The 20,992-nt window shown below is 38.8% G+C and carries 19 protein-coding genes; 7 read left to right on the forward strand and 12 right to left on the reverse strand.

What is annotated here, in order from left to right; translation table 11 throughout:
* The first annotated feature begins 74 nt into the window (after window positions 1-74).
* Window positions 75-1,097 (forward strand): 6-phosphofructokinase, encoded by a 1,023-nt coding sequence (locus ACRD69_RS20280; RefSeq protein WP_430816968.1) that lies wholly within the window; start codon window positions 75-77, stop codon window positions 1,095-1,097.
* Window positions 1,098-1,255: 158 nt separating this feature from the next.
* A complete protein-coding gene (locus ACRD69_RS20285; RefSeq protein WP_430816969.1) occupies window positions 1,256-1,960 on the forward strand; it encodes a phosphoadenylyl-sulfate reductase in 705 nt (234 codons plus the stop codon).
* Window positions 1,961-2,155: 195 nt separating this feature from the next.
* Here ACRD69_RS20285 and ACRD69_RS20290 read toward each other — a convergent pair whose 3' ends face one another.
* Together ACRD69_RS20290 and ACRD69_RS20295 are read right to left on the reverse strand one after the other, a co-directional pair.
* Complete coding sequence (locus tag ACRD69_RS20290) at window positions 2,156-2,863, reverse strand: hypothetical protein (RefSeq protein ID WP_430816970.1); 708 nt, start codon at window positions 2,861-2,863, stop codon at window positions 2,156-2,158.
* A gap of 73 nt (window positions 2,864-2,936) precedes the next feature.
* Window positions 2,937-4,523 carry an aspartate:alanine exchanger family transporter gene (locus ACRD69_RS20295; RefSeq protein WP_430816971.1) on the reverse strand — a complete coding sequence of 529 codons (1,587 nt, stop codon included), beginning with the start codon at window positions 4,521-4,523 and terminating at the stop codon, window positions 2,937-2,939.
* A 267-nt stretch (window positions 4,524-4,790) separates the two neighbouring features.
* Between ACRD69_RS20295 and ACRD69_RS20300 the strand changes: the two genes are divergently transcribed.
* From ACRD69_RS20300 to ACRD69_RS20310, 3 genes are all read left to right on the forward strand, one after another.
* Entirely contained in the window at window positions 4,791-5,063 is a 273-nt protein-coding gene (locus ACRD69_RS20300; protein WP_430816972.1) for an acylphosphatase, read from the forward strand.
* A 162-nt stretch (window positions 5,064-5,225) separates the two neighbouring features.
* Window positions 5,226-5,711, forward strand: a complete 486-nt coding sequence (locus tag ACRD69_RS20305; RefSeq protein ID WP_430816973.1) for an RNA polymerase sigma factor — start codon at window positions 5,226-5,228, stop codon at window positions 5,709-5,711.
* Window positions 5,711-6,763 (forward strand): hypothetical protein, encoded by a 1,053-nt coding sequence (locus tag ACRD69_RS20310; RefSeq protein ID WP_430816974.1) that lies wholly within the window; start codon window positions 5,711-5,713, stop codon window positions 6,761-6,763. The genes ACRD69_RS20305 and ACRD69_RS20310 overlap by 1 nt, the downstream gene beginning before the upstream one ends.
* A gap of 39 nt (window positions 6,764-6,802) precedes the next feature.
* Here ACRD69_RS20310 and ACRD69_RS20315 read toward each other — a convergent pair whose 3' ends face one another.
* The 10 genes from ACRD69_RS20315 to ACRD69_RS20360 form a co-directional block, all read right to left on the reverse strand.
* Complete coding sequence (locus ACRD69_RS20315) at window positions 6,803-7,747, reverse strand: sensor histidine kinase (RefSeq protein ID WP_430816975.1); 945 nt, start codon at window positions 7,745-7,747, stop codon at window positions 6,803-6,805.
* 48 nt (window positions 7,748-7,795) lie between these two features.
* Window positions 7,796-9,415: a methyl-accepting chemotaxis protein gene (locus tag ACRD69_RS20320; protein WP_430816976.1), complete on the reverse strand. Its 1,620-nt coding sequence runs from the start codon at window positions 9,413-9,415 to the stop codon at window positions 7,796-7,798.
* Between the two features lie 618 nt (window positions 9,416-10,033).
* Entirely contained in the window at window positions 10,034-10,423 is a 390-nt protein-coding gene (locus tag ACRD69_RS20325) for a hypothetical protein (RefSeq protein ID WP_430816977.1), read from the reverse strand.
* A gap of 392 nt (window positions 10,424-10,815) precedes the next feature.
* The gene (locus ACRD69_RS20330) at window positions 10,816-12,159 is read right to left on the reverse strand and encodes a hypothetical protein (protein WP_430816978.1); all 1,344 of its coding nucleotides are present in this window, start codon (window positions 12,157-12,159) and stop codon (window positions 10,816-10,818) included.
* The gene (locus tag ACRD69_RS20335) at window positions 12,128-12,664 is read right to left on the reverse strand and encodes a hypothetical protein (protein ID WP_430816979.1); all 537 of its coding nucleotides are present in this window, start codon (window positions 12,662-12,664) and stop codon (window positions 12,128-12,130) included. Before ACRD69_RS20335 ends, ACRD69_RS20330 begins: the two co-directional genes overlap by 32 nt.
* Entirely contained in the window at window positions 12,657-13,202 is a 546-nt protein-coding gene (locus ACRD69_RS20340) for an RNA polymerase sigma factor (protein WP_430816980.1), read from the reverse strand. The genes ACRD69_RS20335 and ACRD69_RS20340 overlap by 8 nt, the downstream gene beginning before the upstream one ends.
* Window positions 13,203-13,268: 66 nt before the next feature.
* Entirely contained in the window at window positions 13,269-13,778 is a 510-nt protein-coding gene (locus ACRD69_RS20345; protein ID WP_430816981.1) for an O-acetyl-ADP-ribose deacetylase, read from the reverse strand.
* Between the two features lie 5 nt (window positions 13,779-13,783).
* Window positions 13,784-14,263, reverse strand: coding sequence for a YdeI/OmpD-associated family protein (locus tag ACRD69_RS20350; protein WP_430816982.1), 480 nt, complete (start codon window positions 14,261-14,263; stop codon window positions 13,784-13,786).
* A gap of 25 nt (window positions 14,264-14,288) precedes the next feature.
* Window positions 14,289-16,181: a transglutaminase-like domain-containing protein gene (locus ACRD69_RS20355; protein ID WP_430816983.1), complete on the reverse strand. Its 1,893-nt coding sequence runs from the start codon at window positions 16,179-16,181 to the stop codon at window positions 14,289-14,291.
* Between the two features lie 2 nt (window positions 16,182-16,183).
* A complete protein-coding gene (locus tag ACRD69_RS20360; RefSeq protein ID WP_430816984.1) occupies window positions 16,184-18,364 on the reverse strand; it encodes a DUF3857 domain-containing protein in 2,181 nt (726 codons plus the stop codon).
* Window positions 18,365-18,493: 129 nt separating this feature from the next.
* On the opposite strand from ACRD69_RS20360, the gene ACRD69_RS20365 reads away from it, so the two are divergent.
* Together ACRD69_RS20365 and ACRD69_RS20370 are read left to right on the forward strand one after the other, a co-directional pair.
* A complete protein-coding gene (locus ACRD69_RS20365) occupies window positions 18,494-19,234 on the forward strand; it encodes a tRNA lysidine(34) synthetase (protein ID WP_430816985.1) in 741 nt (246 codons plus the stop codon).
* Between the two features lie 155 nt (window positions 19,235-19,389).
* Window positions 19,390-20,775: a S28 family serine protease gene (locus tag ACRD69_RS20370; RefSeq protein ID WP_430816986.1), complete on the forward strand. Its 1,386-nt coding sequence runs from the start codon at window positions 19,390-19,392 to the stop codon at window positions 20,773-20,775.
* The last annotated feature ends 217 nt before the right edge of the window (window positions 20,776-20,992 follow it).

Here is a 20,992-nt window from a genome sequence, read left to right on the forward strand (position 1 = left end):
ACTCACTTAAATCATATAACGAATCGGACTTGCCTTGTTCAGTAATGAGGACAGAGTTAATAAATAAGTAAACTATGGGAACAGGTAAAAAAAGAATAGGGATTTTATCGGCCGGAGGTGATTGCCCCGGAATCAATGCCGCCATAAGAGGTGTTGGAAAAACAGCCATTGTTAAATATGGCATGGAAGTAATTGGTATTGCCAATGGTTTTAGCGGACTCATGAATATGGAAGCCACCCATATGGAAGAGAAAGACCTGTCTGGAATTATCACTGTTGGAGGAACCATATTAGGAACATCTCGCTTTAAGCCTTTTAAGGTGGAAGAAGGCGAAACTGAAAATAAGCCTAAAATAATCAAAGAAAACTACGATAAGCTGGGTTTGGATGCCCTTGTTTGCATTGGCGGTAATGGCACCCAGAAAACAGCTAATTTACTGTCTCAGGAAGGCCTGAATGTGATAGGTATTCCCAAAACAATTGATAACGATGTATACGGCACGGATGTAACCTTTGGTTTCGACTCTGCCGTTGACATAGCAACAGAAGCGATAGACCGCCTTCACACAACGGCAAACTCCCACAAACGTGTTATGGTGATTGAGTTAATGGGGCATAATGCCGGCTGGATCACACTCCACTCTGGAATTGCTGGTGGTGGTGACGTTATTCTATTGCCTGAACTGGATTTCGACCTTGACAATGTTTGTAATTGCCTGATGGAACGGAATAAAGTTGGCAAACCATACTCAATTGTAGTGGTTGCTGAAGGTATTGAAAAACCTAAAAAGAAATCGGCAGCCAGCTATATTGGAAAGAAAATTCAGAAAATGACAGGTATGGAGACCCGGGAAACCATACTGGGATATATCCAGAGAGGCGGCAGCCCAAGTCCGCAGGACCGCATACTGGCGACTCGCTACGGAGCTTATGCGGCAGAATTAATCCATCGCGGCGAATATGGCACAATGGTATCATTGAATAAAGATGTTATTACTTCGGTTCCATTAAGCGAAGTTGGCGGTAAGTTAAGACTGGTCAATCCTGATCATTACCTGATAGAGCAAGGTCGAAGCATGGGTGTGTGCTTTGGTTAGCCTATCGGTTTAAACATATTTTATCGGCTGGTGTTGTTTCTTTCAATACCAGCCGTTTTTTATGGACATAAAAATTACATTTTAATAGTTTCCCTCTCCTACAATTCATTGGGCAGAGTTCGCTGTAAAATATCTATATTTGCGCAAAACATTGGATTATGCAAGCAGAAGAAATCAAGCAGTTGAATGAGCAGTTTGCAAACTCAACACCCCAGGAAATACTAACTTATTTTATCGAACGATTTGGTGATAAAATTGGTCTGGCATCAAGCCTGGGAGCCGAAGATCAGGTTTTAACCGAGATGGTGATCAACATAAATCCTGATACAACAATTTTTACATTGGATACAGGTCGGTTATTTCCCGAGACCTATGATCTGATTGATCGTACCTCACGCAAATACAAGAAAAACCTGAAGGTATACTTTCCAAAGAAGAAAAAAGTCGAGAAGATGGTTAATGCCAAAGGTATCAACCTGTTTTTCGAAAGTGTTGAAAACCGTAAAGAATGCTGTTTCAACCGTAAAATCGAGCCTCTTCAGCGGGCCTTTAAAGGTTTGGATGTATGGATTTGCGGGTTAAGAGCCGAACAATCAGTTACAAGAACCGATATTCAGAAAGTTGAATGGGATGCCAACAATAACATGGTAAAAATTAATCCATTAGCCGACTGGAGCGAGGAGAAAGTATGGGCATATATCAATGAAAAAGGAATTCCTTACAACACATTGCATGATAAAGATTTTCCAAGTATCGGATGTCAGCCATGTACGCGTGCCATTATGGAAGGTGAAGACGTAAGAGCCGGCCGCTGGTGGTGGGAAAACCCAGACACTAAAGAGTGTGGTTTACACAAAAGATAAGTGTGTTTTAATGATATACAACGGGCTGTCCAAAATTAAAATTTCACGCAAAGGTCGCTAAGAAACGCGCAAAGACCGCAAAGTATATTGCTTTTTCAATCAATTCTTTGCGAACTTTACGCACTTTATTTTTGCGTTCTTCGCGAGAAACCTTTTTATTCAAGGACGGCCCTTTATTTTTTTGTCCCGCTATTTCTAAAATCTGAATATCAATCCTCCCGAAAAATCCCCCTGCACTGTTAATACACCGGTGCTTACGCTCACACCTGAACTTGTTCCGCCTGATCCGATACCAACAAATAATCCTCCACCTGAAAAATACATGGGTAACAATAATCGCCCCTGCAAGCGGATACCAACCCTGTCACTAAAGAAGTATTTAACTCCACCTCCCAGGGCGGCCGAGAAAGAAACATGATCTGATACACCATGTGTTGTCATATTAAACCACGTTGCACCTACTGAGATCATTCCAAACGGAACCAATGGTCCGTCTTTAATTTCTTTTACCGTACCTAACTGGAAATAATCGATTGCCATATCATAATTATCTTTCGTTCCGGTGGCAAAATCTTCATAACGTGCAGTTGTTTTGGAACGTGTATATGAAAATTCAACCAGTGACTGGGGTGCCACCTCCACCGATAACATGCCTCCAAACAGGTCTGAATTATCCATTGTGAATTTGGCCCGGTACAAATTGATATGTCCGTTAAGTGAATAGCCGTAAATTGGCGTTAACTCTATTCTGGGCCTCGTCGGGGCCGGTTTCTTTTCCGGTTCCTGCCACTTATAGGTTTGCTGAACGGTTCCCTTTGAACTGGTAGGGTTTTGTGCAATAAGATTGAATGCAAGAAACAAAGCCGCTAATGCAGCAGCTGCTCTTAATCTGGTTATTCTCATAGTTATAGGTTATAATTTTCAACTTCTATAAAGATATAACATTTAAAAGCAGCTTTTGATCAGAACAGCCTGATTAAATGATGCCAAGTATCTGAACGCAAATGACCAACAAAACCATTGCCACCGGATAAACGGTTGCATATGCTATTGCAGCGGCATTACTGTCGGTCATGCTGTCAACAGCGGCCAAACCAGGCGTACTTGTCATGGAACCGGTAATGGTACCCAGAAGGGTTAAAATATTCAGTGACTTCATGAAGTAAGCGGCTACAACTGCCATTAACATCGGAAACAAGGTAAGTATAGCTCCGACAACAAATAACTGAGAACCGTAGTCATTATAGGTATCAAGCAATGTGGCTCCCGCTTTGGTCCCAACAGAGGCTAAAAACAGCATTAATCCCAATTGACGGAGCAATTGGTTAGCAGCACCAGACATACTCCAAATAACAGGCCCTGTACGCCCGATTCGGGCCAATATCATCGACACAGCCAATACCCCACCCGTTAAACCAAGACTGAACGAGAACGAACCGCCGAATGACAAGGACATCTTACCAAACAAAACGCCCAGTACTATACCTGCCGCAACCGGGAAGAAATCAGTATCGGACAGCTTTTTATCATTATTACCGAAAATACGGATCACCTGCTTCATGTTTTCGCGACTGCAAGCCACCATTACCTTATCTCCCATTTGCAATTTAACCGATGGCGAAGGGGTAATATCAATTCCGCTTCGACGAATGCGGGTGACAGTGGCCTGGTAGTTGGTCCACAGGTTAAATACACTTAAGGCTTTGTTAACCGCCTCGGTATTGGTCACTAATATTGATTGTACCTCGTAACCGGCATCCAATGGAATTTCTTCCTTCGTTTCAGAGCCAATTAACATGGATATTTTCTCTAGTGCATCACTTGTTCCAACGGCCCTGACCAAATCTCCTTTGCTTAAAACAGTGCTGGTATTGGGAGTCGTTGTGCACCCATCATGCATCACACGCGAAATAACCGCCTGAGTCATTGAACGAACGCGAAGGTGACCTATGGTTTTGCCAATGACATTATCATTTTCAACCACCAGGTTACGATGTATAATTTCGGGAAAGCCTGATTCGGCATTCTTTTCGTAATTTTTTTCAGCGGTCTTTATATCAGCTTTGATAATTTTAGGATAAAACTTGGCAAAAAGTATTACTCCAATTACTCCAAATGGATAGGCCACACCATAGCCAATGGAAACCAATGGTGAATTGGTTGTTTCAATCGCTGCCGCCAATCCGGGGGTGGAAGTCAGCGCACCTGTTAATAAGCCTGCGATAATGGGCATATCCAGTCCAAAGGCATAGGATAATATATAAGCCATTACAGAAGCCGAAATAATTACAACCGTAGCAAGTAAAGCCAGGTTGCGCCCATTCTTTTGAAAAGAATCGAAGAATCCGGGACCTGCCTGCACTCCAATGGTATAAATAAAAAGGATAAGTCCGATCTTCTCCAGAATACCAGGCATTACAATGCCAAAATGACCAAAAACAAGTGCCACAAAAATAATGGCTGATATGTCGAGCGACACACCTTTCACTTTAAGATTACCAATAATAAAGCCTAAGCAAATAATAACGAAGAGAGCAAAATAGCTCGTTTGTATTAATTCCATTGAAAACAGATCGTTAATTTAGTTTAACAGCAGATATCTATGAATTTTTGGATATTCCGGAAGCTGGATTTAAATTATTTGCAAAGATACACTTTCCATCTCAACGATACTTTTATAATTTTAATAATTAGTTTGTGAAAAGAAAAGGAGCCATTGAAGCTTGCCTGAATGATATTAATACTTATCCACTAATAAGCCGGGAATACCCAGTATAAGGATTGAGATCATCGGAAGCACCATTGGGCAAACAAAATTAATTAGAAGCAGATGAAGAGAGTAAGAGTAATAGTTGATGGCCGTGTGCAAGGTGTTGGATTCAGATATTTTGTTGCCAATGGCGCTAAGATCCATAATATTAATGGCTATGTACAAAATTTACCGGATGGTAAAGTGGAGATCGATGCAGAAGGTGAATGTGAAAATATTTACCATTTTCTGCTTCAGTGTAAACAAGGTCCGCAATTGTCGCGTGTTGATACGTTTATGGTGAGTGACATTCCATTTTACGGATACAGACAGTTTAAAATTAAGCAAAGGTGATACATACCGCTTAGCAACCGACAGGTATCATTGGAGATAAATTACCAAAGCTCACAGCATACAGAGTAAAGCAAAGACAAAAGTATTTCTAAAAAAATATCACTTTAGCTGTAACATCTTTTAATATCACGGCGTCCTATTTGTGTCAATTGACAGATTTGTATGACAGTAGATGAATTTAACCAGGCCGTAAATCTTTATTCTGATGGCGTTTACCGCTTTGTTCTGAAAAATATAAAGGACGAAGACAAAGCAAAAGACATCATTCAGGATACCTATGAGAAATTGTGGAAGAAACATGCGGAGGTTAATTTCCAAAAAGTTAAAAGCTACCTGTTCTCTGCTGCCTACCATACCCTGATCGACCTGACGCGCCGTGAAAAGAAACAAGCTCAATGGGATGAAGTGGATTTTAAAAATCACTCACACAGTGATGGATACAGTGATCTGAATGAAATATTACACAGAGCTGTTGAACGCCTGCCCGAAACGCAACGTATGGTTGTGATGATGCGTGACTATGAAGGTTACTCATACAAGGAAATTGGTGAAATATGCGGACTGAATGAAGCACAGGTGAAGGTGTATATATTCAGAGCCCGAAAGTTTTTAAAGGAATACATCGGTAAAATTGAAATATTAGTTTGATGAAGATTAATAAAAGTAACTACGAAGCCTATCTTTTGGACTATCTTGAGGGAAGCATCTCTGCTCAGGACAGGGAGGCTTTATTATTATTTTTTGAGCTTCACCCTGAACTAAAATCAGAACTGGACACTGATATAAGCCTTGGGCTGAACTCTCAGGAACAATTAGCTTTTGGCTTTAAGGAGCAATTACTAAAACACGACGCCGATATTTATGAATTGCCGGTCAGTGAATACCTGTACATCAAAAAACAGGAAGATGGCTTAAGCAAAGCAGAAGAAACAGAACTGCTGGTTGCAGAACCCGATGAGCAACAACGTAAAAAGGAATCTGCTGAATACGGAAAAACAATTCTTAAAGCAGATCACACACTATTTTTTGCAGACAAATCGAAACTACGACGATTTATCTTGTTGCCGGCATTTAAACAATATACTGTCAGAAGAAGCATTGCCGCCGTTGCGGTCATTGCACTTTTTACTTCCATATGGTTCTTTACTGAAACTACAACTGATCATTCTCAGCAACTGGCCAGGACAACAACAGAGCAAACAACACAACAAACAACAGAGCAGCAGGAAACAGTCATTGCTCAAAGCAAAATACTGGAGAAATCTCTTCCGGATGAGAAACAACCTTCAAAAGACAGCTTATTGAAACTGGCGAAAGATCCGATGGAGTTAAAAACGCCGCCCGTTGCTGATCAAAATACCATGCAAAAGGAAAAAATTGAATACCTGGCAGGCATGGGTAATAGTGACGCATTTGATGAGCATAAGATAAATGCCTACGAGCATGGCCTTAATGTTATGATGCCCCAATACATGAACAACAACCTGCTGAGGCAGGAACTGGCATCTATTTATCGTCAAATTGAAGTGGAAGATTACACACCATCCCTTTCCCTCGCTTTGGTTGAAAGCGGCGTTAAGGTCATGAACTTCCTTTCAAAAGATCCGGTAAAAATGCAAAAATACTACAACGATAATGGTGAAGTCGTTGCCTACAAGGTGAAAGGAGAAAACCTGGAAGTTAACAGGAAAATAAAATAAGCCCTGTTGCGTATAAACGCAATTGTTTAACTATACCTATCAGGCACTTACCTTATCCAGGGGCATAGAGAAATAGAAATTAGATCCTTTACCACTCTCTGATTCCAGCCAGATTTTACCACCAAGTAACTTGAGCATCTCTTTGCAAATTGATAAACCCAAACCAGTACCACCCGTTCGGTTGGCCAACTCAATCTCAGCCTGTTTAAAGCGTTCAAATATCGTTTGATGCAACTCGGGCTTAATTCCTACACCTGTATCTTTCACAAAGAAAATGATGTCTTTTTTATCAATGTGATAACCCAGTTCAATCGTTCCTTTATAGGTGAATTTAATGGCATTATTGACCAGGTTATGAAAGACACGGGTTAACTTCTCCTTATCTGTGTAAATGGCCAGGCCCTGCCCTTCCCTCTTCACCTTCAGCTTAACCTCTTCTTTCATCAGGGGTTGAAAATAAGCATGTACATTATCCATCAACTGGTTAATTGGAAACTGTTCGTTATGCACGTAGCTATTCCCCGACTCTAGCAATGAAGTATCCATCACATCGTTAACAATGGACAATAACTGCTTTGAACTATTCAGTATTATATCAAGATACTGTTTTGTTTCTTCAGCGGTAGTCCCCTCTGTTTGCGCAATTTCGGTAAAACCCACAATGGCATTCATCGGAGTTCTTAACTCGTGTGAAATATTTTCTATAAAAGCAGTCTTGAGCTTCTCATTTTCACGCGCCAGGTTTTCTGCTTTCCGCAGGCGCTTTAAGTGAATTTTACTAAAGAAAAACAGTACAACTGCAGTCGCCAACACATAAAACCAGCCCTTATAATGCTGAATAAGCGTCAGTTTATCTTCGTTATCAGAAAGCTTTGCAGCCAGGTTATCCGAAAACAGTATCCAAAGTGCACCAATCACCAGATATATTACAGATAACCTGTACTCAAAAGGAATCTTCCTGTAACGTGCCAATAAGTTACTCATGCTTAAAGTTTAAGATTGACGACATCAGTTTAATACAATAATAACACTTTATTTCTCAAATGTAAAAAATGAGATTCGCTCTTTTAGTTCCTCTGAATAAGCGCTTAACTCAACTGCCCTGTCCGACATGTTTTCGGCTATTTGTGCATTTGTTTGCGTTGAGTTATTCAGCCCTTGTATGGCGTTGTTGATCTCGGTTACGGCTGTACGCTGCTCTTTACTTGATGATACGATCTCAGCCAGTAAATCAGATGTTTTACTAATTTCAGGAACAAGCTCAGACAACTTACCGGCTGTATTGGTAACGACCACCATGCCCTCTGAAAAACGTTTATTGATCGAGTTGGCTGAATCTTTACTTCGTTCGGCCAATTTTCTTACTTCAGATGCAACAACAGCAAATCCACTGCCGTATTCACCGGCTCGCGCAGCTTCAACCGAAGCATTCAATGATAAAATATTTGTTTGCTGCGCAATTTCCTCAATAGAAGATAATTCTTCCCTGATCGAATTCATGGAGTCAATGGCTGAATTTGATGATTCATTACCCGACTTGATCTCCATGGCGGAATTTTTGGCAATCGATTCGGTGGTATTGGCATGCTGTCCATTGGTTTCAATGGTAGCTGTCATTTCTTCCATGGAAACAGATATTTCTTCAACCGAGGCAGCCTGCGAATTGGATGACTCTGCCAACTGCCTTGATATTACGCTTGCTTTCTTGCTCTCCCCATTGAGCACATCGGCGGTTTCATTGACCGACTTAACAACCGATTTAATGGAACCTATCATCAGGTTCAGGTTATCACCGATCTGTGAGAATTCATCATTTCCTTTTGTTACAAACTGATGCGTAAGATCCCCACCAGCCACAAGTTTGTTAACCTTAATGATGTCGCGAATTTTAAAGCTTGTATTTCGTATAAAATAGATGCTTATGGATGTGACGATCAGCAGCACAAAAAGCATGATAAGAATTATCTTATAAATAGCGGCCTGTATATTAGCCTGTACATCATTGGAATTGGCATCAAGACTTGATTTGATAATGAACAGACCAACAATATCATTATCATTGTAATTCTCCATCGGGTAACCCAGTATGTCATTTCCATTATCCCAGGGGCTGGTCTCAGGGTGTCCGTGACAGTGCAGACATCCTTGTTTTTCAGACAAACGAACCGGTCGCATCACCCATAGTTCATTGGTTTCTTCGTGCGTGTAGGTTAAATCGTTTAGTGCCGGCTCTGATTCAAAGCGCCTGATAAACTCAGCCTCCAGGTCATTGGCCTGGTTATTGGTGTTTCTGGCACTTAATGAAGCCACCCTGAACATATAGTTATCGTCACCGGTATTGTTCTTGCCAACAGCCATTGATGCAAAGATGGGCACCTTTTTCAGCATACTTTCCTTTTCTTCGTCCGAAATAAGTCCATCGGGATTCAGAGCCCTTAATTCATCTATTTCGGCCTTCATATCAAACTGAGTAGCCACATACGATCGAACGGCCTCCATCCTGCTTAAAATCGCCTTGGTTTTACGCTCAAGTGTCTCTACGCCCTGTTTCTTAAGCATCGATGATGCTACATACACAGCAATCCCCGTTGCCATGAAAATTGGTACAAAAATGATTAGTATCAGTTTTGTCCTGAAATTCAACTTACTCATTAATCCAACTTTTAATTTCCCAATCAGTATATCCTTTGTGAGTTAAGGATGCTTTTATCTTTTATTACGCCACGCCTCATGCAGTGTTTCAAATCGAATTGATAAAAACATATACCAACACCACAAATTATTATATGACAGACAATTAAAATGTTGATTTTTTTCTTTAAATCAATAAATAAGATACTTAATTGAAAATACAAACAATTTGATTATCAAGGTAATCTATATTTTTATCTTCAATGAACAGAATGGTGTCAATAACAGGCTCAATTGTGTCATCAGGAAGATAAAAACGGACTTTTTGTTTTGTGATAAGTCATCTAAAACATGGCATTTGACCTACAGATTACGGCCTGCAATACTATTTGGGACAAAGTACTAACAACCAGGCACCTAAGACCTACCCGCTTCGGATCAACCTCGCTGACAGCGAGGTTGATCCGAAGCAGACCCGAACAAGTCCCGAAGAAAGCCCGAAGAAGTTCCGAAGCCAAATTGCAGAAATAGCGTACTATTTTTTGTCTTATCACAGACCTTATATAACAAAAAACGGACTTTTGCTTTTGCACAAAGTCCGTTATGTTTTTTTTAAAAATTATTGCTTAATGATGGCAGCTATTCATAGACTAAAACAGCCTTTCCATCCACACATTCAATTCCTGTTGGTGCAGGCTGAAATACTTGTGAACAGTCAGTGTCTGAATACCACTTTTCATTGTACCTGATTGATGTGTTTGTAAAGCCTTCTACCTGCTTTTGAAAAATAATGCTATTGACACTTTCATGAACCGGCAGATAGTGCATTGGGTCACCACAAATATTCTGACCAAGCGCAACGATTGACCACTCATCGGTGTCAATACACTCAACACTTTCAGAAACGGCTTTTAGTTCGCCATATGTTTCCTCAAGCCAAACTTCATACTCTTCCTTTGATCGCTCGTCATTGTCGCAAGCTGCAAAAATCAAAAGCGACACCATCATTAATGTGAATACTCTTTTCATACAAAATCCTTTTTTCAATCTAGACGCAAAAATGGTAAAAATGTTGCAATTTTCAACACCTCGTTAGTCGCTTACACCCCTAACTACTAAGTCATTAGAATGGCTTCACTTGTGCAAATACAGGATTTTACATGATAGGGGTCTCCCAAAAACAACCTCAATAAAAAATAAACATTACTTTTTTAATTGAGAGTATTACTTTTGCGTCACCATAATGCCATTTTTCTATTTTTTATTTTTCTGATTTTTTTTTGAAAAAAATGAAAATAAAGCATTTAGGAACGCTACCGCCAGGTACAATTCTTAATTTGAATCGGGAAATAATATGTGTATAACTATAAACGGGATGGCTATAAATAGCCATCCCGTTTGCAAATATTTCTGATTATTATTTAATGTTCAATACTGATATCCATCTCGTAACCTTCAATATTTATTACCGGTGTTGAGTCGTTTACATTGCCATATTCAAACAAAAATTCAAGTCGATTATCATCACCAATCTTAGTGCGTACTTTATATCTGCTTTCATTTATATTTAAATCGGGATACTGTACATTTCCTTTCAGAACATAGGCCGGGGGATTGACAAAGGTAAGACCTGCCTCAACATACTTTCCTGTTAATTCAATCTTTTGGAAATCTGATGATATACTCTCTATCTCAACCTCATCTTCATAGCCCGACTGGATAAACGATTGGGTCAGCACACCAATTGTAAACTCATTGTATTTACCATCTTTTGAAATGATGGTGTTAGCTTTATCGAATGAAATCTCATTCTCGTACCCTTCACTCATCCTGAATTCACCTACCTGCCCAAGAGATAACTCCAGGTATTTACCTGAAAGCGACATGGTATTTATCTTTCCGGCCTCGAAGCCACCTTCATAAGCATCTAGTTGAATATCACCCAGCTCCTCGAAATTGATTGAAGCATATTTATTCTCTATCCGGGCTGTTTCAGTTTTCAGGCAGGAAAACCCACCTTCATATATTCCCAGTCTGACTGATTTTGTTTCACCTAGCTTAATGGTGGAATATTTTGCATTTAGATCAACTGCACCGGTGTTTCCTGCATATAGCTCACATTCATAGATGTCCAGATCTATTTCACTGAAATTACCTGCTTTCATTTGTGAGTATTTGGCATCTCCCTTTAAATAGCCTGATACATCTTTTAAGTCAAGCCGACCGTCATACAGATCAATATCAAAATTTCCATTTACGGGATAATCTATATTCACCTGGGAATATTTCGCGTTCATTGAGATATCAGCCTGTGCCGGTAACCATAGCTTGCATCGTTTGATCTTAAATTCTTTTAATTTTATGCTTTGCTTATTGCCTGATTTAAATGTGACCTTACTCCATTTCATACCCATCACCTCAAGGTCAAAATTATTTTGGAAGGTCAGATCCACAGTAGCGCTGTTACTTCCTGATGTACCTGTCAGAACAGAGGATTCCATCAGTTCTTTAAGACGTTTTAACTCTTCTTCTTTTCCATCGGCAATATAATCCAGTTCAATCTTTAGCTCATTGGTGGCCGACTTCATTATAACGGCTGAAAGATCATATAAATTCAGCTCTATTGTGGGAGAATTACCTAGCTTAAGTGATTTCTTTAAGGTTGTTGTCTCGCCTTCCTGTCCCATTACATGGATGGATATAATTACAAAGGCGCACCCGACTAGCAAGCGTTTAAATCCTGATATGCTTTGATTTATTTTCATCTCTTTGTTTTTTACGTTTTTCACTGATCAGCCTTTCTATAATCCGAAGGCGTTTCTCATAAGTATCCAGCATGATCAAAACTGCGCGCTCATTATAACCATGTTGTTTAATATCATTTAATCCTTTATTATATATCGTATCAAGCAATGCCAGTTCTTCCAGCAACATCAATTCAAACTTCATATCCGTTGATGGCATGGATTTAAATTCGTCCCATTTTAAATTGACCTGGTTGATATAGTTACTTTCTTTCCTGGCCAGTTCATCGTTAATGGCAGCCAGGCTATCAATTTGTGCCTGCATCATCATTTCGTGACGAATAAAGAGGCTAACAGAGAAGATGACACTTGCTACAATGGCAGCTTTGGTCAGCAAACTCTTCCAACGAACCGAAGGTTGCTTTAACTTCTTATCAATACCTTGCCACATGCGTTGTACATCGGGCTCATAAACATCTTGCTCTGCCCTGTTCTTTTCAAAATATTCTTCCCAACTATCAGGCATACAATATGGTTTTAAGTTTACTATTCAATAATTTCTTAGCGCGATGAAATTGCACTTTGCAATTGTTAACCGTTTGACTTGTTAACTCAGCCACTTCATTAAAGCGATAGCCTTCTATAGCTCTTAAGGTAAATACAATTCGTGCGCCATCGGGTAGTTCCTGAATTGTTTTCATCACCTGCTCCATGGGAAGATCATCTGCAACCTCGCCAATTTCCACATCGGGCACCTGTTCCACATATTCAGAAATAAGGTGCATTTTCTTTTGTTTACGGATCAGGCTGATGGCTTCATTAACCACTATCTGTTTCAACCAGGAAGTAAGGGCTTTAAACTCCTTCAGTGTACCAATCTTTTTAAAGGCCTTAACAAATGCATCCTGAACCACATCTTCAGCATCAAACTGATTACCAACAATACGGTAGGCCACATTATACATAGGCTTCACATATTGCTGATAGAGTGCATACCGGGCACGTTCATCGCCACGTCTGCACCGCTCAACAATTTCCTCTGTCAGATTTATCGATTGATTCAAAATTCGGGTTCTTTACTTTAAAGATGCATGAAAAGCAAAAAGGTTAAAAAAGAAGGAAAGAAATTTTTATTCAGACAATAATTGCTGATAGATCTGGTGGTTTGCATCATCGAAGCAAACAAATACAACTTTTGTGATCACATTACTTTTAAAACTCTTCACTGCGTTGATTGCCACACGGGCAGCATCTGATTTAGGATATCCATATACACCCGTACTGATATTAGGAAAAGCAATTGATTGCAGATCATTGGATTCGGCCAGCTTTAAGGCATTTATATAGCAGGCATGAAGTTTTGCTTCTTCGTCGCTATGTCCTCCTTTCCAAACAGGACCAACAGTATGTATCAGTTTTTTGGCAGGAAGCGAACCACTTGTTGTAATAACAGCCTCACCGGTTGGACAGCCTCCCTCCCGTTCACGTATCAACTGACACTCATCCATGATTTCAGGACCACCGGCTCTGTGAATGGCTCCGTCAACTCCACCTCCACCCATCAGACCTGAGTTGGCAGCATTAACAATAGCATCAGTATGCAGTTGGGTAATATCCCCTTTGATAAGTTGCAGTTCCATACCAATTATTTTAAGTGTTTTTCCTTTAAATAATCCATCATTTTAATGATCCGCCTGGCTTTAGTCTCTTCTTTTTTAGCTTCATATATCCAGGTAACGATCTCTTGCTGCTGATTAGCTGTCTCTTTATTAAAAGCTTCCATTAAACGACTGTCTTCCAGTTCAAGACAATCGATAATCTCCTGGGGAATATGGGATGGCAAATTATCAGGGTACAAGATGATCCTGACAGTATCTCCCGCCTGCTTTCCAATAGCTTTTCGAATGGCAGCCTTTACCGGCAGCATCATCCTTCCATTACCAACAGGCATCAGGCGAGCGTGCCTGATCTCACATTGATCGATAAACCCATGCACTTTTATCCAGTTAAACCATGCGTGTTTATCTGGTTTAATCTCTGGAATCTCAGCGTAAGTCCAGCCTCCTTTTCCTTCGAATTTTTGAAGCAGATAATTTTTATCTACCAGTGATTTCTTTGAGCTCATAGCTACATCTTTTGCCGGCTATAAGTTAGGGATTAGATTGTTTAAGTTCCACACTGGAATCCAGTACTTTCTTGCATGATTTAACAAATGCCATATATGGATCGAAATCCTCTTTTTTGATTATACTTGACTCTATCAGCATCCTTTTTTTGTAGATCAACTCATTATCAACAAGCGAATATGCAGCAGAAAGTTTGTATTTATCCGATTCAATATCCGGTAATTCAGGATTGTAGCTCAAGGTCATGCTCTCAGGTAATTTTACACTGACTTTTGAGTCTATTCCATATTGGCATCCAAGATATAAATGGTTTCTACCTAATGTATCGTTTTCCAACTTATCCGGTTCAAGGAGAATATTGAGATTGATATACATATCGTCGCCAAAAACAGTTATTTTATCATTGATTTCCAGGTAACAAGACAAATGCCATTCATTGTCTCTGGTATTGACATCGTCCATTTTCAGGGAGTCTATAACACAGCGATTATCTTGCTTTAAAATAGTCTTTACGCGCTCTTCTCTTTCTGATAATTTAATTGATCGTAACAGGTTTTTAATACCATAAGCAGACTCTCCATAAAATGTCAAGTGATATCTCCCTTTAATTTTTGAATGATCAACAAAGAACTGAGCTTCTGATTCTATTAGGTTATCCGAAGCTTTACCCCATGGTATGTGTTTCAAAGAATACTGTTTCCCGTCTTCGATCATGACCTGTCTACCTTGCAGGTGATGACTATACCTTCCAAGTTCCATATTCTTTTGAGTTGCATCTAAAAATATGTCCTGATCATTGAAAGATAAGTAACAGATCATATGGTTATCAACTGCTAATGAAGGATAGGAATAGTCATAAGTAAGGTGATGTGTTCCAACCCATGCTAAACGCGCATCAAATCCGGCTAAAACCAACATCGTTTTAAGAAGGTTAGCCATTCCTTTACAATCTCCATATTTATTATCCAATACCAGATCTGCCTTTTCGGGGCGAAAACCTGCAATTCCTTCCTCAAAAGCTAAATATCGAATATTATCCTGTACCCAATAATAGATCTGCGCGATGGTGTCTTTTTGAGTTACGGCATCTTTCAAAGCTTCATCAAGAGCAGAGTGAACCTTAGTTGTATCAACTTCTAAATTACCAACCAGTCCCTGATAGAACGTATAAAGCGAATGTATATCATTCAAAATATTGTTTGGCTTATCTGTTTCATAAACTTTGGGTAAAAACAGAATATGAGCATCTGAATGCGCTGCACTTAAGTAACTATCATCTTTTTTTTGTACATCTATATTTTTTGCAGTGTATATCAAGCTCTTACTATCCTTATTGGTTTCTTCGCTTTGCGATACGTCAAAATACTGAAAATTAAAGGTAGCTATATCCATATTCAACCATTTTGGAACATTAATAACCGCGCTATAATTTTCAACCGGATATAACATGTCGCCAAAATACAGTCTTGTAAGATACCTGATATCAGTGTATTGTTTTTCTATTTCAAAACGATAATGACCGCCTTCCTTATAGGTTGGTATATCATAATGAGCAAATTTCTGGTCTGAATGAAAAATACCATCAATTTCCCAATCACCCCTAAGTTCATTCATTGATTGTCTTCTCTTACCATTAATCCTGCAACTTGCATTATTGACTTTAGAGTGATCATGATAAAAATACATTCGCTCAATGGTCCCAGGCCCGGTAGGCACGATTTTAATTATTTCCTTTTGCTTTGCTATAGGCATGCCAGTGGTCGGGTCGATCTCAAAATCAACGATCACTTTATAATCTGTTATGACAGCTGTGGCCTCAGGCCATCTTTTCTGTAATAATAATTTGTTTTCTATATAACCTTGTGAAAATATGGCAGCCGAATAAGCCATCAATATTATAAGCAGTAAATACCTCATAACTAAAAACGTATCTTACTTTCATTAAATCTTTTTATGGCCTCGTAATAAGCTCTGATATCAGACCACTGGCCAACGTCAATGTAACTGTTTTTGACCGCTTCTTTTGTGGTTATCTTTAAGATTGTTTCAGATGATTCAACATCTACATTAAATGATAAGTCATCGGATTCGTAATTATCTTTAAGGTTATCAAGACCTTCAACATCCTTAAGGCCAGAACCTGTTACTGTGATTTCATGGGTTATATTTCTTTTATAGGGAAAACTCACATTAAAGCGACGTTCTTCTTCTTGCAAAAGACCATGTTGACCGATAAGTTTTCCAATCGAGAATAAACTTTTATTACCAACTTTTTCATAAAGACCGGCTAGTTTATATTCAACTTCAAAAATTAACTCAGGTTGATCCATCCATCGTCCTGATTGTATCAATTTGAAAGTATCAACCGATATTCCTTCTGACTGGAAATAGCTGTTTAGTTTAGCTTTAATGTTATCTCTTCTTTCTTTTTCTTCGCTTGCTTCCTGCAGCATTAATTTCTCCCTTTTTCTGTCTTGAGCTTTTGTGTTGGCATATAAATTCGCTTCGTGTATAAATTCCCTGTATTTTTTAGCATCGAATTCCTCCTTAAAGACGCTCTTGACAATAAGGGTTGAATCCCATTCTGATTTACATTCACCACTAATTGTGAAAATACTTTTAAGCTTAAGTGAATCAGAATCGGTATTTAACTCCAGCTGACTTTCCACTTTGATTTCATTTGTGTAGTTAGCCTTTGGAATCATTATCCGGTTCATTTCATCCAGTTTTCTTGATGCGACGACTGAATATGCCTCTACACCTGTATATTGTTCAGGAACTTCATTGGGTATACTATATGGACCTGATTGAATGATGATAACATCTGTATCTGCTTTGGACTTTATTCCTGGCACCAGTTCCTCCATAAAAAGAAGATCACTCATACGAGTGTATTCTTTCGACGCAAGAAAGATGACCTCATGTTCACACTTCACCTTCAAAAGAGCTGCACTCAAAATGGATGTCATCATTATATTATCGAGTTCATAATTCGGCACATAAACATTTTGAGGTGCCACAAACAAAGCCTGTTGATACCAATATTCACGCAAAAAGAAATACCCTTCTTTGATCAACTCGTCTTCACCAACAGTCCCTTGTGCTTTAAGTGCTTTTAAATACTTGAATGTTGCCTTATAAACATTGAAAAAATAGTGATACGGATTTACAACACTATTCTGAAAGGAACGTGCTATCTGAGGCAGACTGTTTGGATTAATGTAATCTTTTCTTTTGGTAACAGGTCCGTAGAAACTTTCAAAAGGATCCAATATCGTATTATTGGCAGTCAAAAAGTAGGCTTGAAACTTCAATAAAGGTAGTTCTTCGCTAATTCTTGTCCATGACTCTTCCTTAATTGGCTCGCTATTTTGCATCTTCAACTGATAACGGTAGATACCACCTTCATCAGGCAATGGCACTTCTTTCAGATCAGGAGCGCCATTGATTGATTTTGCGTTTAAATAGCAATAACGAAGCACATCTATTGATAAAGTCTGATCAACAATAGGGTATTCTTCATTTAACTCATAAAATACAGGAGAAAAACTATGGAATGATCGGGATGGAAACTTCTTCTCGTAACAATAATAAAAATCGACAATATCGCCTATCTGCAGATCAGGTATAGCAACCTTGTTGTAGGCATATGAATACCGGCCACTTCCAATCTCCTTTTTGATAGCATCTCTATTATCGACGATCACTTCTGTACCATCAGGTTTTATCACCTTTGCCCCAATGTAATATTCAATTGTAGCAGATGAAAAGAACCCTGCATAAAATTTTCGGTTCGTACCAAAACTAAATTCACTGAAATCGTCAATGGCGTTTTGGTCAAGAAGTTTGACTCTTTTATGTACTCCATATGTTTCCCTTAGCTTTCCGGCAGCTTTTTTATTCACTGAATATTCAACATTCTTAGCTATAATAACAGCCGACTCTTCAAGCCATTTATCAGGTACAATTGTATTATTAAATGTAGTATCTGCCTGATTCCAATAATAATTCTTGAAATAAGAACTACGCTCATCATCAAACTGTGCAGAGGTCAATTTAGAAACAAATAATACTAAAGTTAATAGAAAGATACTTCTCATTGGTACAGGTTTAACAATTAAATCACTATGTAATAAATATGATAAACAAAAATAGCAGTATTTTAATGTCAACAAAGCTTTGACATTGAGAATTATTCAATGTGTCAAAATCTAGGTTATCTTTGCCGCATGCGTCAGAAACTTACAAAACAAGAACAGGCTTTTGTACAAAAAGTGCGTCAAACAGCAGGCAAAGCCATTAACCAAAATCAAATGATCGGTGCTGATGATACGGTAATGGTAGCCGTTTCGGGAGGTAAAGACAGCCTTGCATTGCTGGATATTTTATCGTCGCGCCGCAAAGGCATGCCTATTCATTATCACATTCACGCAGCACATATAATTACTGAAGATGTACCTTATCAGATTGACACGGAATGGCTATCTGAGTTTTGTAATAAACTAGATGTAACGCTGCACCTTGTGAAAACAAGAGCCAACCTTGAAACCGCAGGCAAGAAAAAGCCTTGTTTTGCATGCTCACGCAATCGTCGAAAAGAGCTATTTCAACTCACACATTCATTGGGAATTAAGAAACTGGCATTTGGACACCACCTTGATGATGCAGTGGAAACATTGGTGATGAATATGGCACAACATGCTAATATTTCATCTATTCCTGCTCAATTGAGCATGTTTGAGAATAAGCTTGAAGTGATTCGCCCTTTAATACTATTGACCAATGCGGAAATGAAAGAATATGCCCGGTTAATGAAGTTTCAATCGCTAAAAAAAGAATGTCCATATGAAGATCATACCATAAGGCAGAAGGCACGCGGTATAGTTGAGCAAATGACCAGCATTAATCCTAAGGCACGAATCAACCTGTTCAATTCGATGAAAAAAATTGATTTTGAGTATTTACCATAAAAACAATTCAATATTTAACTCAACAATCACTCTTATCCAGGTATTTATTTTAAGTTACTGAATAACTAACCATTACCTTAGTCATATTCGTCAAGAAGATCTGAATTTGGCATATTTTTTGTTAATTACGGTTTGATTTTATTAAACCGCAAACAATGAGAAAAACACTCCTACCCTTTGTTACGCTATGCCTTTTTATTACCTCTTGTCAGAAGGATGACGTCCAACCATCCATTATGGGGATTCTCGAAAACCAAGATGATATTTCTGCCCATGAGAAAGCAAATTCGAATGATGGCTATAAGATCATTAGTTTCTCCATTAAACAACCTGTCGATCACAACAATCCAGATGGGGAAAAATTTATTCAGACCGGCACTCTTCTTCATCGTGATTATAATTTACCAGTACTATTTATGCCTAGTGGTTACGGTAATAGCCAGATCAGAAATTATGATCTAACACAATATTCCTTTGAAAATTCAAAACGTCAGGGAAAACCTAACATATTAGCTGTAGATCACAGATACTATGGAAATGAAGGTAAAGACTACCAAACTCTTGATCCGCAATTTTTAAATATAGAACAGGCAGCCAAAGACCTCCATCGCATTGTTGAAATCTTTAAAGAAGCATACAAAAATAAATGGATCAGTATGGGGTACAGCAAAGGAGGCCGTACCTGCATTTATCACAAGTACTTTTTTCCTGACGATATTGATGCAACTCTTTCGTTTGTTGCGCCGATCACAATGACGAATAAGGATACCCGATTTGAAAGTTTTGTTCAACAAATATCAACACCTGAAGAATATGATAAAATGCTAGCCTTCCAACGTTTATTACTTGAAAAACGAGAAGCAATAGGTGAACTAATTGAGAAATGGTATGCATTTTATGAACTCACCTTAGACAGAGATGTTGACAGAGTGATTGAGGGAATTGCATTAGGTTATCCATTTAGTTACTGGCAATACAGATCCTACTGGCATGGAGGCGAAACATCAATTCTTAATGCACCAACTGCAGATAGTGATGTCACAGAGATATTTGATTTTTTATCGAGAACCTACTTTCTTGATAACTATTCAACAATCAATGACACCAAATACGAACCATATTATTACCAGGCAAGAACACAATTAGGCTATCCAATCTACGCTGAATATGATAAGTTGTCAGATCTTCTTATCTATTATAAATCCCCTTCAGATAATCCATATACATTTAATGGACAAGCTATTCAGGATGTCATCAACTGGCTTGACAACGAAGGCAATAATATCATTCACATCTATGGATCCAAGGACCCATGGACGGCAGCTATGTATCAAAGTAAATCAGGTACAGATGCTATAACGATAATGGAAAATGGTGGGGATCATCGTATTGATCTCAATTCACTTGTTGACCGGAAAGTCATTTTAAACAAGTTGGAAAAGTGGACCGGATATACCCTTACAGTTGATGAATTTAGACTTAAAGGTGCTGAAACTAAATCCTCTATTTCTGAAAGTGAGCGAGCCGTTATCAGCAGATAAAATAGTTGATAGACGGTAGTAATATCATTCATTGCTATGGCGGTAATGACCCTTGGACTGCAGCCATGTACACGAATACACCTTACTGCGACGCCTTTTAGTGTTCGAAAAGAAGTTTTATAAACGTATAGATCTATGCATCATGTAAATCAGCTCTCCTCCTTACAAAAAGGAGGAGTCCGGTGAGGTACGAACCGGGAGGTGGTTTTAGAAACTT

Origin of the sequence: Carboxylicivirga agarovorans (genome assembly GCF_050589845.1) — a bacterium.
GTDB classification, from domain to species: Bacteria; Bacteroidota; Bacteroidia; order Bacteroidales; family Marinilabiliaceae; genus Carboxylicivirga; species Carboxylicivirga agarovorans.

Excerpts from the sequence above, each read along its gene's own strand:
- ACRD69_RS20365 (WP_430816985.1), top strand. The coding sequence starts at position 18,494 with ATGCGTCAGAAACTTACAAAACAAGAACAGGCTTTTGTACAAAAAGTG.
- ACRD69_RS20305 (WP_430816973.1), top strand. The coding sequence starts at position 5,226 with ATGACAGTAGATGAATTTAACCAGGCCGTAAATCTTTATTCTGATGGC.
- ACRD69_RS20315 (WP_430816975.1), bottom strand. The coding sequence starts at position 7,747 with ATGAGTAACTTATTGGCACGTTACAGGAAGATTCCTTTTGAGTACAGG.
- ACRD69_RS20370 (WP_430816986.1), top strand. The coding sequence starts at position 19,390 with ATGAGAAAAACACTCCTACCCTTTGTTACGCTATGCCTTTTTATTACC.
- ACRD69_RS20285 (WP_430816969.1), top strand. The coding sequence starts at position 1,256 with ATGCAAGCAGAAGAAATCAAGCAGTTGAATGAGCAGTTTGCAAACTCA.
- ACRD69_RS20320 (WP_430816976.1), bottom strand. The coding sequence starts at position 9,415 with ATGAGTAAGTTGAATTTCAGGACAAAACTGATACTAATCATTTTTGTA.
- ACRD69_RS20345 (WP_430816981.1), bottom strand. The coding sequence starts at position 13,778 with ATGGAACTGCAACTTATCAAAGGGGATATTACCCAACTGCATACTGAT.
- ACRD69_RS20325 (WP_430816977.1), bottom strand. The coding sequence starts at position 10,423 with ATGAAAAGAGTATTCACATTAATGATGGTGTCGCTTTTGATTTTTGCA.
- ACRD69_RS20355 (WP_430816983.1), bottom strand. The coding sequence starts at position 16,181 with ATGAGGTATTTACTGCTTATAATATTGATGGCTTATTCGGCTGCCATA.
- ACRD69_RS20280 (WP_430816968.1), top strand. The coding sequence starts at position 75 with ATGGGAACAGGTAAAAAAAGAATAGGGATTTTATCGGCCGGAGGTGAT.
- ACRD69_RS20300 (WP_430816972.1), top strand. The coding sequence starts at position 4,791 with ATGAAGAGAGTAAGAGTAATAGTTGATGGCCGTGTGCAAGGTGTTGGA.
- ACRD69_RS20335 (WP_430816979.1), bottom strand. The coding sequence starts at position 12,664 with ATGCCTGATAGTTGGGAAGAATATTTTGAAAAGAACAGGGCAGAGCAA.
- ACRD69_RS20360 (WP_430816984.1), bottom strand. The coding sequence starts at position 18,364 with ATGAGAAGTATCTTTCTATTAACTTTAGTATTATTTGTTTCTAAATTG.
- ACRD69_RS20330 (WP_430816978.1), bottom strand. The coding sequence starts at position 12,159 with ATGAAAATAAATCAAAGCATATCAGGATTTAAACGCTTGCTAGTCGGG.
- ACRD69_RS20350 (WP_430816982.1), bottom strand. The coding sequence starts at position 14,263 with ATGAGCTCAAAGAAATCACTGGTAGATAAAAATTATCTGCTTCAAAAA.
- ACRD69_RS20295 (WP_430816971.1), bottom strand. The coding sequence starts at position 4,523 with ATGGAATTAATACAAACGAGCTATTTTGCTCTCTTCGTTATTATTTGC.
- ACRD69_RS20310 (WP_430816974.1), top strand. The coding sequence starts at position 5,711 with ATGAAGATTAATAAAAGTAACTACGAAGCCTATCTTTTGGACTATCTT.
- ACRD69_RS20290 (WP_430816970.1), bottom strand. The coding sequence starts at position 2,863 with ATGAGAATAACCAGATTAAGAGCAGCTGCTGCATTAGCGGCTTTGTTT.